This window comes from Paraburkholderia atlantica, from assembly GCF_000092885.1.
Lineage (GTDB): Bacteria > Pseudomonadota > Gammaproteobacteria > Burkholderiales > Burkholderiaceae > Paraburkholderia > Paraburkholderia atlantica.
Genome location: NC_014117.1, coordinates 813,860 through 825,992 on the forward strand (window position 1 = coordinate 813,860; position 12,133 = coordinate 825,992).

General features: G+C 64.8%; 10 protein-coding genes. 4 read left to right on the forward strand and 6 right to left on the reverse strand.

The genetic code is table 11. The annotated features are described in order from the left end of the window. Positions 1 to 8 precede the first annotated feature (8 nt). The 3 genes from BC1002_RS03650 to zwf all read right to left on the reverse strand — a co-directional run bounded on the left by BC1002_RS03650 (position 9) and on the right by zwf (position 4,277). Positions 9 to 1,925, reverse strand: coding sequence for a bifunctional transcriptional regulator/glucokinase (locus BC1002_RS03650; protein ID WP_013088727.1), 1,917 nt, complete (start codon positions 1,923 to 1,925; stop codon positions 9 to 11). Further along, a complete protein-coding gene (pgl, locus tag BC1002_RS03655; RefSeq protein WP_041734570.1) occupies positions 1,903 to 2,619 on the reverse strand; it encodes a 6-phosphogluconolactonase in 717 nt (238 codons plus the stop codon). The genes BC1002_RS03650 and pgl overlap by 23 nt, the downstream gene beginning before the upstream one ends. A 194-nt stretch (positions 2,620 to 2,813) precedes the next feature. Beyond that, positions 2,814 to 4,277: a glucose-6-phosphate dehydrogenase gene (gene zwf, locus BC1002_RS03660; RefSeq protein WP_013088729.1), complete on the reverse strand. Its 1,464-nt coding sequence runs from the start codon at positions 4,275 to 4,277 to the stop codon at positions 2,814 to 2,816. 599 nt (positions 4,278 to 4,876) lie between these two features. On the opposite strand from zwf, the gene BC1002_RS03665 reads away from it, so the two are divergent. The 4 genes from BC1002_RS03665 to BC1002_RS03680 all read left to right on the forward strand — a co-directional run bounded on the left by BC1002_RS03665 (position 4,877) and on the right by BC1002_RS03680 (position 9,366). Continuing rightward, the gene (locus BC1002_RS03665) at positions 4,877 to 6,124 is read left to right on the forward strand and encodes an ABC transporter substrate-binding protein (protein WP_013088730.1); all 1,248 of its coding nucleotides are present in this window, start codon (positions 4,877 to 4,879) and stop codon (positions 6,122 to 6,124) included. 216 nt (positions 6,125 to 6,340) lie between these two features. Next, positions 6,341 to 7,279 carry a carbohydrate ABC transporter permease gene (locus tag BC1002_RS03670; protein WP_013088731.1) on the forward strand — a complete coding sequence of 313 codons (939 nt, stop codon included), beginning with the start codon at positions 6,341 to 6,343 and terminating at the stop codon, positions 7,277 to 7,279. Next, positions 7,269 to 8,126: a carbohydrate ABC transporter permease gene (locus BC1002_RS03675; RefSeq protein ID WP_013088732.1), complete on the forward strand. Its 858-nt coding sequence runs from the start codon at positions 7,269 to 7,271 to the stop codon at positions 8,124 to 8,126. Before BC1002_RS03670 ends, BC1002_RS03675 begins: the two co-directional genes overlap by 11 nt. A 124-nt stretch (positions 8,127 to 8,250) precedes the next feature. Continuing rightward, positions 8,251 to 9,366, forward strand: a complete 1,116-nt coding sequence (locus BC1002_RS03680; protein ID WP_013088733.1) for an ABC transporter ATP-binding protein — start codon at positions 8,251 to 8,253, stop codon at positions 9,364 to 9,366. A gap of 81 nt (positions 9,367 to 9,447) precedes the next feature. Here the strand turns inward: BC1002_RS03680 and BC1002_RS03685 are convergent, their stop codons facing one another. From BC1002_RS03685 to BC1002_RS03695, 3 genes are all read right to left on the reverse strand, one after another. After that, complete coding sequence (locus BC1002_RS03685) at positions 9,448 to 10,368, reverse strand: LysR family transcriptional regulator (protein ID WP_013088734.1); 921 nt, start codon at positions 10,366 to 10,368, stop codon at positions 9,448 to 9,450. Positions 10,369 to 10,498: 130 nt separating this feature from the next. Next, entirely contained in the window at positions 10,499 to 11,158 is a 660-nt protein-coding gene (locus BC1002_RS03690; protein ID WP_013088735.1) for a glutathione S-transferase family protein, read from the reverse strand. A 114-nt stretch (positions 11,159 to 11,272) separates the two neighbouring features. Then, positions 11,273 to 12,040 carry a Smr/MutS family protein gene (locus tag BC1002_RS03695; protein ID WP_013088736.1) on the reverse strand — a complete coding sequence of 256 codons (768 nt, stop codon included), beginning with the start codon at positions 12,038 to 12,040 and terminating at the stop codon, positions 11,273 to 11,275. Positions 12,041 to 12,133 lie beyond the last annotated feature (93 nt).

A 12,133-nucleotide genomic window follows, 5' to 3' on the forward strand; every position in this document is an offset into this window, starting at 1 on the left:
ACTTAACCTCAGTCGCGCGCCGACGAAGCCGCGCCGTGGCTCAGCCAGTCGAGTACGGCAGTCGCGTCGTCGTCGGCGCCTTCGCGCGCTTTCTCGACGGTCTCGGCCACTTCATCGCTCGGCACCGCGCGACGAATCGCCACACCGACCGCGAGAATGTCGATCATCACGAGGTGCAGGATGCGCGAGATCATCGACAGCTGCGACTCGCGAATCTCGATGTGATCGGTTTCCAGCGCGACCGTCGCGCGCTTCGCGAGCGGCGTGTTGCTCGAGGTGATCGCGATCACCTGCGCGCCGGCCTGCATCGCGACGTCGAGCACGCGCAGCAGCTCGGGCGCGCGCCCCGACTTCGACACCGCGACGATCACGTCGCCCTTGCCGAGCAGCGCGGCCGAGGCTGCCTGCATGTACAGGTCACCGTACGCGATGGTCGGAATACCGAAACGGAAGAACTTGTAGTGCGCGTCCTGCGCGACGATGTTCGAATTGCCGAGCCCGTAGAACTCGATGCGCCGTGCTCCGTTCAGCAGGTCGATCGCGCGTTCCACGTGCTCGAAGTTCAGATGCTCGCGCAACTGCAGGATCGCCGACACGGTGTTGTCGAGCACCTTCGCGCCGAAGTCGGTCGCGGTGTCCCCGAGATGCACCTGGCTGTGGCTGACCGGAATCGTGCCGGTCAAACCGGTCGCGAGCTTCAGCTTGAAATCCGACAACCCCTGGCAGCCGAGCGAGCGGCAGAAGCGGATCACGGTCGGCTGACTGACGTCGGCCTTGCGCGCGATGTCGACGATCGGATCGTTGATGATCGAACGCGGATGGTTCAGCGCGAGATCGGCGACGCGGCGCTCGGCCGGCGTCAGCGCGTCGCGCATCTGGCGAATCCGCTCGAACACCGCCGACGAGCTGCCGCCCGCGCGGTTCGACAGCTGCTCCGCGAGAATCGCCGATACGCCGAGGAACGCCGGGTATTCGGCGGTGATCACATAGGTCGGCACATTCTGCAGATACGCCTCGAAGCGGCCCTTCGCCTCGAAGCGCTGGCGGAACGACGAACGCGCGAACAACTCGCCGAGACGCGGCACGACACCGCCGCCGATATAGATGCCGCCGAGCGCGCCGAGCGTCACCGCGATGTTGCCGGCGAAGGTGCCGAGAATGCCGCAGAACACGTCGACCGATTCGGCCGCGAGCGGCTCGCCTTCGTGCGCGCGCTTGACCACATCGGCCGGGTTGACGCTGGCCGGCACGCGTTTCTTGTCGCGGCCCGCGAGCGCGCGATAGATCACCTCGAGGCCCGGGCCCGCGGCCACCCGTTCGAACGAAACGTGCGACCACTTCTTGCGCGCGTAGTGCAGCACGATCTCTTCGCGCTCGTCGGCGGGCGCGAAGGTGGCGTGGCCGCCTTCGCTGCCGAGCGCGATCCAGCGGTCGTCGGCGGGGATCAGGCCCGAGACGCCCATGCCGGTGCCGGGGCCGAGCAGGCCGATCACGCTGTTCGGCCGGCGCTGGCCGCCGCCGACCTGCACGCGCTGCGTGTCGGTGAGGCCGGGCAGCGCCATCGCGAGCGCGGTGAAGTCGTTGACGACGAGCAGCGTGTCGAAGCCGAGCGTGCGGCGCGTCGCTTCGATCGAAAAGGTCCAGTCGTGATTGGTCATGCTGACCTGGTCGCCGTCGACCGGGTTCGCAATCGCGATCGCCGCGTGATTGACGCGGCCGATCTTCGTGTCCTTCAGGTACTTCTTGATGACGTCGGCGACGCTCGGATACTCGGCGCAGGGATAGACCTGCACCGAGCCGATTTCGCCGGGGCCCGTCTCGAGCGCGAAACGCGCATTGGTACCGCCGATGTCGGCCAGCAGCCTCGGTCCATCGGCGTGCTGGGCCGCGCCCGGCACAGCTTTAGTTTGCACACCAGTAGACATCGAGTCTCACTCCCTTGTCGTTTGCCAGTTGCGAGATGGCATTTTTTTGTAGCGCAGCGGATGCGGCGTTGAGCACGTCCATCTTGCGCGGTCCTGCGATCAGCAGAAACAGGTGCTTGACGTCCTTCAGTGCGGACAGCGACCAGCTCACGCGCGCGTGCGGCGCCGCGCCCGGATGCACGGCGACGAAACGCTCGGTCGTGGTGATCGCGTGATCCCATTCGGGCGCGTCGGCGAAGATCGACGCGGTGTGGCCGTCTTCGCCCATGCCCAGCACCGCGACGTCGGGCGCCGTGGCGAAGCGCGCGTCCGCGTTCAGCGCGGCGACGTGCGAGTGCAGATCCTGGCTGGTGTCGACGAGCGGCCAGAAGGCCGCGTGTTGCGCGGCGTTCTGCAGCAACGTGGCGCGCGCGAGCTGCGCGTTGCTCGCGCTATCGGTCTCCGGCACCCAGCGGTCGTCGACCAGCGTGATCGCGATGCGGGGCCAGTCGAATGTCTGCGTCGACAACGTTTGCAGAAACGGACGCGGGCTGCTGCCGCCGGACACGGCCAGCATGGCCGGGCGCGCGAGCGGGGCTGACGTGCCGGTGCCGGCCGCCTGTGCGGCAAGCGACGCATGTAACGCATCGCCCACCGCTTTCGCCAGCGCGTCGGATTGGGCGCGTTGGTCGTCGAAAGCGTGAAGCTCGATCACTTCTCCTCCGTGCTGCATTCTTGTTGGATCCGCGGAATCAGCCTGACTGCTGTCGCGCGATGCCTGCAAGGCGGGGTGGCCCGCAGACGCCTGACGCGATACCGGCGCGACTCCGTTCAGTTCGTCGGTGGTGTTGCCGGCGCCGCGCGCCGAGATGTTCATCGCGCGCGGCGCCGTCCGTCAATTCATCAAACTCAATTCTCTTCTTCGAGCCAGCAGGTGCCGTGCTGGGCGAGCATCGCGCTCGCCGCGGCCGGTCCCCACGTGCCCGCCGCGTACGGCTTGGGCGGCTTGGTCGAGGCTTTCCATTCGTTCAGGATCGGCTCGACCCAGCGCCATGCGGCTTCCTGTTCGTCGCGCCGCACGAACAGCGCGAGGCGCCCGTGAATCACGTCGAGCAGCAGCCGCTGATACGCCTCCATCTGGCCTTCGCGGAAGAACCGGTCGAACGCGAGATCGAGGTACACGCTCGCGAGGTTCATCCCCTCGCCGGGCTGCTTCGCGAGACAGTACAGCCGAATCGTCTCGTTCGGCTGCAGACGGATCACGAGGCGGTTCGCGCCCGCGCGCAGCGCCGATGCGCCAAGCGCCGAATGCGGCACAGCGCGAAAATTCACGACGATCTCGGCGACGCGATCGGCGAGCCGCTTGCCGGTGCGCAGGAAAAACGGCACGCCGGCCCAGCGCCAGTTCTCGATCTCGACCTTCAGCGCGACGAAGGTCTCGGTCGAGCTGTCCGGCTTCACACCGTGCTCGGTCGCGTAGGCCGGCACCGTGTTGCCGCGGATCACGCCCGAATGATACTGGCCGCGCACCGCGACCTTGCCGATGTCCTGCGAATCGACCGGTTTTAGCGCGCGCAGCACGCGCAGCTTTTCGTCGCGGACCGAGTCGGAGTCCATCGAGTGAGGCGGCTCCATCGCGACGATCGACAGCAGCTGCAGCAGGTGGTTCTGCACCATGTCGCGCAGCGCGCCAGTATTGTCGTAGAAATCGCCGCGCGCTTCGACACCGAGTTCCTCGGCGATCGTGATCTGGATGCTCTCGACCCACTCGCGGCGCCACAGCGGCTCGAACAGCGCATTGCCGAAGCGCAGCGCGAGCAGGTTCTGCACCGGCTCCTTACCGAGGTAATGGTCGATCCGGTAGATCTGCTCTTCCGCGAAAATTTCGCCGACCGCGTCATTGATCGCATTCGACGATTTCAAATCGTAGCCGAGCGGCTTCTCGAGCACGATGCGCGCGTTGTGGTTCAGACCCACCGCGGCGAGCGCATGGCAGATCGGCACGAACAGCGACGGACCGGTCGCCAGATAGAACACGCGGATGCCGGGCATGTCCTGGATCGCGTCGCGAAGTTGCGCGAAGTCATCCGGATTGCCGAGATCGATCTTCACGAACTCGATGCGCGCGAGGAAGCTCGTCCACGCGGCTTCGTCGAGGCCGTTTTTCGACACATGCGGCTTGACGTGCCCGTCGACCCACTGCAGGTACTCGCCGCGATCCGCGATGTGCCGCGCGACCGCGACGATCTTGCCGTCGTCGGCAAGCATGCCGCCCGCGCGGTGTGCTTCGAACAGCGCGGGCAGGATCTTGCGCATCGACAGATCGCCGGTGCCGCCGAACAGAACGAAGGTGAAGCTTGAGTCGGTATGCATGAGTCTCCGTCGATATCCTGAAAGGCCGCCGCGCTGATCGGGCACTGCAGGTGCAGCGAACCGGAAAAGCGACCGTAGTCCGATAAAATATTTTTTGACACTGAATTGTAGTTTAACTACAATCCAAATCAAGAGGTAGCGTTAATTCGAAGAAAAAAGCGTGCGCTGTGCAGACGAAATGCACGCTTTTTGCGAATCGGCGGGCGTCCCCGGCATGCTAACGGACAATGGGGCAACGCTTTCCGGTACGCGCCAGCAGGGTGCCGGCGGACCTTAGGGGAAGTCGGGGAGTCGACGGGCTTGCGGGGTCGTTCCCGTGGCCGACGTCAGGCTGGCGTCGGATTGGTGTATGAGGTGCCTCGAGTCTGCCGCGCGATGCGGGCAGGCAAAAATCAAAAGAGGAGACAGTCAGTTGCATCCCGAACCACTCACCTCTTGAGCGTCCAGCGGCCGGACATCGGTCCGCCGGCACATGCCCTCGCGCATGCGCCCGACCATGCTCGATCGCCCGGTGTTTTGCCTGTTTGAACCAACCACAGCACCCTGGCGACATCAGGGGCCATTCGTTTTTTTGTTCAGGTGTCTGGAGGAGATAAGCAATGAAATTTCGCGCGATCATGGGCGCTCTGTGCGCTGCGGGTCTGATGTGTGGCGTGTCGGCCGTGCAGGCCGCCGAGTCGATCGAAGTGCTGCACTGGTGGACTTCGGGCGGCGAATCCAGGGCCGTCGGCGTCCTCAAGGACGACATGACGAAGCAGGGCTACACGTGGAAGGATTTCGCAGTCGCAGGCGGCGCTGGCGCGGCTGCGATGACGGCACTGAAGACGCAGGTGATCTCGGGCAACGCGCCGAGCGCCGCGCAGATCAAGGGTCCCCTGATCCAGGACTGGGCTTCGCAGGGCGTGCTGGTGCCGATCGACTCGGTCGCGGGCGACTGGAAGAAGAACCTGCCGCCGCAAATCGACAAGATCATGCAAGCGGACGGCCACTATGTCGGCGCGCCGTTCTCGGTGCATCGCGTGAACTGGCTGTATATCAACAAGGCCGCACTGGACAAGGCAGGCGGCAAGGTGCCGACCACGTGGCCTGAGTTCTTCGCGGTGGCCGACAAGATGAAGGCCGCGGGCATCCAGCCGATCGCGATGGGCGGCCAGCCGTGGCAAGACCTGACGCTGTGGGAAGACGTGGTGCTCTCGGAAGGCGCGGACTTCTACAAGAAGGCGCTCGTCGACCTCGACGAGAAGACGCTGACTTCGGAGAAGATGGTTCAGGTGTTCGACACGGTCCGCAAGATCCAGGGCTACTTCGACGCGGGCCGCACGGGCCGTGACTGGAACCTCGCCACGGCGATGGTCATCAACGGCAAGGCCGGCATGCAGTTCATGGGCGACTGGGCGAAGGGCGAGTTCACCAACGCCGGCAAGAAGTCGGGCACGGACTACATCTGCGCGGTGGTGCCGCAAACGGACAAGGCCTATACCTTCAACGTCGACTCGTTCGTGTTCTTCCAGCAGAAGGGTCAGAAGGCCGCGACGCCGGGTCAGCTCTCCCTCGCGAAGACGATCATGTCGCCGGAGTTCCAGGAGCAGTTCAGCCTGTACAAGGGCTCGATCCCGGTGCGTCTCGGCGTGCCGATGGACAAGTTCGACGACTGCGCGAAGAAGTCGTACGCGGATGAGCAGATCGCCATCAAGGCCGGCGGTTATGTGCCGTCGCTCGCTCACGGCATGGCTCAGCCGGATGCCGCTGCAGGCGCGATCTCCGACGTCGTCACGAAGTTCATGAACTCGCAGCAAGATTCGAAGACCGCGGTTCAGGCTCTCGCGAAGGCGGCGAAGACCAAGTAAGCGCAAGTACGAAGCGCTGCGCCCGGCCGCTTGCATCTGAAGCGCCGGGCGCGCCCTTCGGGCCGTGTCGGGTCGGACCTAATCTGCTTTGGTTCGCAGCGCAGTCCGGCACAACGCGGCTTACCCGGGTTTCATGGAGTCACACCCAGGCCGTCGCGGTCCCGCGCCATGCGCGCACGGGCAGCCCGGCGGTACAGTTTCAGCAGGAGTCGAGTAGTGACTGCTTCCATCAGCGGGAACGGGAAAACGGCCACCGTCACCCGCCGCACGTCGCCCATGGCGGCCCTTGCCGATCGCTATATTCCGAAGCTGGTGCTGGCACCCAGCGTCGTGATCAGCCTGATCTTCGTGTATGGCTTTATCGCAATCACCGGCTATCTGTCGCTGTCTACTTCGCGGCTGATGCCTCGTTGGGAATTCGCGGGTCTCGACCGCTATCGCGAGCTGTTCCAGAACGACGTGTTCTGGACTTCGGCCGAGAACCTCGGCTGGTTCGGCATTCCGTTCATCGGTATCTGCATCGGTCTGGGTCTGTTGCTCGCGATCCTGCTCGATCAGCAGATCCGCAACGAAGGCGCGCTGCGCGCCGTGTTCCTGTATCCGATGGCGCTGTCGTTCATCGTGACCGGCACCGCGTGGCAATGGATTCTGTCGCCGGGCATCGGCATCGAGAAGGTGTTTCACGACTGGGGCTGGACGAGCTTCGAGTTCAACTGGCTCGGCGACCCTGACCGGGCGATCTTCTGTATCGTGATCGCGGCGGTCTGGCAGTCCACCGGCTTCGTGATGGCGCTGTTCCTCGCCGGTTTGCGCGGCGTCGACAGTGAAATCTTCAAGGCCGCGCAGATGGACGGCGCGGGCCTGCCGACCATCTACCGCAAGATCGTGATTCCGAGCATGCGGCCGGTGTTCTTCTCCGTGCTGCTGATTCTTTGCCACATCACCATCAAGACGTTCGACCTGGTCGTCGCGCTGACCGCCGGCGGTCCGGGCACGTCGTCGTCGCTGCCGGCCATCTTCATGTACACGTTTTCGTTCAATCGCGGGCAGCTCGGCGTCGGCGCGGCATCGTCGATCATGATGCTCGCCACCGTGGTGGCCGTGCTCGTGCCGCTGATGTACCTGGAATCGAGGAGCACCCGCAATGCAGCCTAAGATGACGATTAGCCGTGCCGTCATTTACGCGGCCCTGGTTCTGTTCGCCGTGTACTTCCTGTTCCCGCTGTACGTGATGCTGTCGACGTCGTTCAAGGACATCGACCAGCTGCGCACCGGCAACCTGCTGACGCCGCCGACGAGCTGGAGCTTCGCGCCATGGATCAAGGCGTGGAGCGGCGCGTGTACGGGCGTGCGTTGCGACGGCATGCAGCCGTTCTTCATGAACTCGGTGCGCATGGTGATTCCTGCCGTGCTGATCTCATCGATCATCGGCGCGTTCAACGGCTATGTGCTCACGCACTGGCGGTTCCGCGGCGCCGATCCGATTTTCACGATGCTGCTGGTCGGCTGCTTCATTCCGTTCCAGGCGATCCTGCTGCCGATGGCGCGGCTCGAGGGCATGCTCGGCCTGTCGAACACGACGAGCGGCCTCGTGCTCGTGCACGTGATCTACGGTATCGCGTTCACGACGATGTTCTTCCGCAACTTCTACGTGAGCGTGCCGGCTGAACTCGTGAAGGCTGCGCGTATCGACGGCGCGGGTTTTTTCACGATCTTCACGAAGATCCTGCTGCCGGTGTCGCTGCCGATCTTCATGGTGTGCCTGATCTGGCAATTCACGCAGATCTGGAACGACTTCCTGTTCGGTATCGTGTTCTCCGGCGTCGATTCGATGCCGATCACCGTGGCGCTGAACAATCTCGTGAACACCTCGACCGGCGTGAAGGAATACAACGTGGACATGGCCGGCGCGATCATCGCGGCGCTGCCCACGCTGCTCGTCTACATCATCGCCGGACGTTACTTCGTGCGCGGCCTGACCGCGGGCGCGGTGAAGGGCTAACCAGCTTAACCGGGGGGCGTACCCCTGCGAGCGCGGCGGCGCTTCGGCGAATCAGCGCGACTGATCGGGCGCCGCCGTCAGACAGACGTTTTCAGGCAGTATCAGAGACAAGAGGATTCACAGCATGGCAAGCCTTTCCATCCGTGACGTGTACAAGACCTACCCGAACGGGGTGCCGGTTCTGAAGGGTGTCAACATCGACATCGAAGACGGCCAGTTCCTGATTCTGGTCGGCGGCTCGGGCTGCGGTAAGTCGACGCTGCTCAACATGATTGCCGGTCTCGAAACCGTGACCAAGGGCGAGATCCAGATCGACGGCAAGACCGTCAACAACCTGTCGCCGAAAGATCGCGACATCGCGATGGTGTTCCAGTCGTACGCGCTGTATCCGTCGATGACGGTGCGCGACAACATCTCATTCGGCCTGAACATCCGCAAGGTGCCGAAGCAGGAGCAGACGCAGATCGTCGAGCGCGTGTCGAACACGCTGCAGATCAAGCATCTGCTCGACCGCAAGCCGGGCCAGCTGTCGGGCGGCCAGCGTCAGCGCGTCGCGATGGGCCGCGCGCTCGCGCGCGATCCGGTGATGTTCCTGTTCGACGAGCCGCTGTCGAATCTCGACGCGAAGCTGCGTATCGAGATGCGCTCGGAAATCAAGCTGCTGCATCAGCGCCTCGGCACGACGATCGTCTACGTGACGCACGACCAGATCGAAGCGATGACGCTCGGCGACCGCATCGCGGTGATGAAGGACGGCATCGTCCAGCAGTTCGGCGCGCCGCAGGAAATCTACGACTCGCCGTCGAATCTGTTCGTCGCGGGCTTCATCGGCGCGCCGCCGATGAACTTCATCGAAGGTAAGCTGGTCGAGCAGGGCTCGGGCGTCGGCATCGAACTCGATACGGGCATCGCGCGCAAGGTGCTGGTGCTGCCGTTCGATTCGGCGAAGGTGCGCTCGCACGTCGGCAACAACGTGATTCTCGGTCTGCGTCCGGAGCGCATCACCGATGCGCGCAGCGCGCACGGCGACGACTCGAAGCTGCAGCCGGTCGAAGTGAAGGTCGATGTGATCGAGCCGACCGGTCCGGACACGCTGGTGTTCGCGCAGGTCAACGGCAAGCGCATCGTGAGCCGGGTGCACCCCGCGTCGAACCCGCAACCGGAGAAGAACGCGACGCTGCTGTTCGATACGTCGAAGGCGGTGTTGTTCGATCCCGCGAATGAAGAGCGGATCGCGTAAGTAGTCGCATACGCGCTAAAGACGTCGCTTCAGAAAAGCCCCATGCGTTCAGCTACGCATGGGGCTTTGTTTTTGCAGCCGTTACGCCGACTCTGGCAACCGCAGATCAGGATTACTGCGCGCGAGCTCGACGACCCAATCGATGAACGCGCGCAGCCGCGAACTCAGATTGCGGCGGTGCGCATAGAGGATCGACAGCGGTGTGCCGGGGCTCGTGTAGTTGCCGAGAATCTCCGTGAGCGCGCCTTGCTCGATCAGCTCGGCGACCATGAAGCGCGACGGCTGGATGATGCCGTGGCCCAGCACGCCCGCGGTGATGTAGACCGAGCCGTCGTTGACGGCGAGCGTGCTGTCCATCGCGACGCGCTCGATTTCGCCGTCCACTTCGAATTCGAACGGGAAGGTACGGCCGCTGCGCGCGGACACGTAGTTGACCGCGCGATGCTCGCCGAGGTCGGCAAGCGTGATCGGCGTGCCGAACTTCTGCAGATACGCGGGCGACGCGCATGTGACGATGCGCGCAAGCCCGATGCGCTTCGCGACGAGGCTCGACTCTTCGGGCGTGCCCATGCGGATCACGCAATCGACGCCGTCCTGGATCAGATCGATGTTGCGATCCGCCAGACCGAGACGCACGTCGATCGCGGGGTATTGTTCGTAGAAGTCGTCGAGCGCGGGCAGCAGCAGCGAGCGCGCGAGCGTGCCGGACGTGTCGACCCGGATCGTGCCGGCCGGATTCTCACGCTTGTTCGATAGCGACGACTCGGCATCGGCGACGTCGGCGAGAATGCGCACGCAGCGCTCGTAGAACGATGCGCCGTCTTCGGTCACGCTGACCTGACGCGTCGAGCGGTTCAGGAGCCGCACGCCGACGTGTTCCTCGAGCGCCTGGATCGTGCGGCTGACCTTCGCGCGCGGCAGATCGAGCGATTCCGAAACCTTGGTGAAGCTCTTCGCTTCGACCACGCGCGTGAAGATCTCCATCGCTTCGAAACGGTCCATGGTGTGCCTTGTCGGTGATGAGCCAAAAGAAGGGCGGGGCAGGTTTGCGACACGACACGAAGTCTACAGCCACGAAATCAGGTTGTCTGCCGTGCCTCGTTCGCGTGAATCAGCCCCCGCCGCTCGCGGCTCAATCCCGGTCCGGCGCGCCCAGCGGGAATAGCGGCCGATACGGCCGCGCCTCGTCGACCGCGCGGGCGAACGACGGCCGCGCGAGCAGTCGCTGCCGGTACGCGCGCACGTGCGCGAACGCGGGGTCGATCGGATGCGTCCAGTCGGCGTAGAACAGAGACGGGGCGGCGCCGCAGTCGGCGAGGCTGAAGCTGTCGCCGGCGGCCCATTCGCGCTCGGCCATGTGGCGGTTGAGCCAGGCATAAGCGGTGTCGAGCATCGCGCGCGCATCGGCGACGCCACGCGCGTCGCGCTCGGCTTCGGGACGCAGGCTATCGAACACGACCTTTTGCTGCGGCGTCGAAATGTAGTTGTCGAAGAAGCGGTCCAACATGCGCACCTCGAGCGCGGCGCGCGGGTCGGCCGGCAACAACGCGACAGGCCCCGGATAGTGCAGGCCCAGGTATTCGATGATGATGGTTGCCTCGACCACCGTGCGCCCGCCGTCGACGAGCACCGGGAAGCGCTTGATCGGCCACAGCGCGGCGAATTCGGCCATGATTTGCGGATCGTCGTATGCGAGCACGCGCATCTCGAACGGCGTGCCGTTTTCGTACAGCGCGGTCAGGGCCTTCTGGCAGTACGACGAGAACGGGTGGGCATAAAGCTTCAGGGGCATCGCGATCACCTTTGACGGTTGCACAGCACGAATCCACGGTGGCGACGAGAGCCACCGCGCGACGGCCAGGCTGGCCGTTTACCCCACGACGAACGACGGTCGTAAAAATCGACGTCAGACCTTTACGTTTGCCCCATGCGGCGGCAACGACCCCGGCTGCAACAGCACGACCACCGCGCCGGCGCCGCCGTCGTGCGGGCGCGCCTGACAGAACGCGATCACTTCGGCTTTCTGCACGAGCCAGGCGCGCACCTTGCCTTTCAGCACCGGCTCCTTGCCGATCGACCCCAAACCCTTGCCGTGAATCACGCGCAGGCAGCGCAGGCCGCGCTTGACCGATTCGCGGATGAATTCCGCGAGCGCCTCGCGTGCTTCCTCGCGCCGCATGCCGTGCAGGTCGATCTGCGCCTGCACGATCCAGTCGCCCCGCCGCAGCTTGCGCACGACGTCGCGGCTCACGCCGGGGCGGCAATACGACAGCGTTTCGTCGGTTTCGAGCAGGACTTCAGGGTCGAACTCGTCGGAGATCGCTTCGTGCAGCACCGCTTCTTCATCGAGCAGCGTCTGCACCGGCAGCGGCGGCGGGGGATTGCGCGTGAGCGTCGCGCGTGGCGGAATCGCGAGCGGCGCGACTTCGCCGATCTCGCGGCGGAACAGATCGGCGTCGGCGGCCGCTTCGCGCTGCGCCGCTCGCGCGGCCGCCTGTTCGCGCGCGCGCCGCTCGGCGTCACCCTTCAACGCATCACGCAACGCACCGAGGCCGGCGAGCCCGGACGCGCGATCGAGCTTCGGCGCGACGGCGGGCGCAGCCGTTGCGGGCGCGGGACGGGTGGCGGCTTGCGGACGTTTCGGTTCGTTCGGATGGGGCTGATTCTTCGGCATGTCGGCAATACAGGCGGAAAGGTCGGTGGGTAGTGCGGAACTGAGGCGGCAAAAACGACAAAGGCCGCCGGCGTTGCAGCCGCGGCCTTCGTG

Excerpts from the sequence above, each read along its gene's own strand:
- BC1002_RS03675 (WP_013088732.1), top strand. The coding sequence starts at position 7,269 with ATGCAGCCTAAGATGACGATTAGCCGTGCCGTCATTTACGCGGCCCTG.
- BC1002_RS03690 (WP_013088735.1), bottom strand. The coding sequence starts at position 11,158 with ATGCCCCTGAAGCTTTATGCCCACCCGTTCTCGTCGTACTGCCAGAAG.
- BC1002_RS03650 (WP_013088727.1), bottom strand. The coding sequence starts at position 1,925 with ATGTCTACTGGTGTGCAAACTAAAGCTGTGCCGGGCGCGGCCCAGCAC.
- BC1002_RS03665 (WP_013088730.1), top strand. The coding sequence starts at position 4,877 with ATGAAATTTCGCGCGATCATGGGCGCTCTGTGCGCTGCGGGTCTGATG.
- BC1002_RS03685 (WP_013088734.1), bottom strand. The coding sequence starts at position 10,368 with ATGGACCGTTTCGAAGCGATGGAGATCTTCACGCGCGTGGTCGAAGCG.
- BC1002_RS03680 (WP_013088733.1), top strand. The coding sequence starts at position 8,251 with ATGGCAAGCCTTTCCATCCGTGACGTGTACAAGACCTACCCGAACGGG.
- zwf (WP_013088729.1), bottom strand. The coding sequence starts at position 4,277 with ATGCATACCGACTCAAGCTTCACCTTCGTTCTGTTCGGCGGCACCGGC.
- BC1002_RS03695 (WP_013088736.1), bottom strand. The coding sequence starts at position 12,040 with ATGCCGAAGAATCAGCCCCATCCGAACGAACCGAAACGTCCGCAAGCC.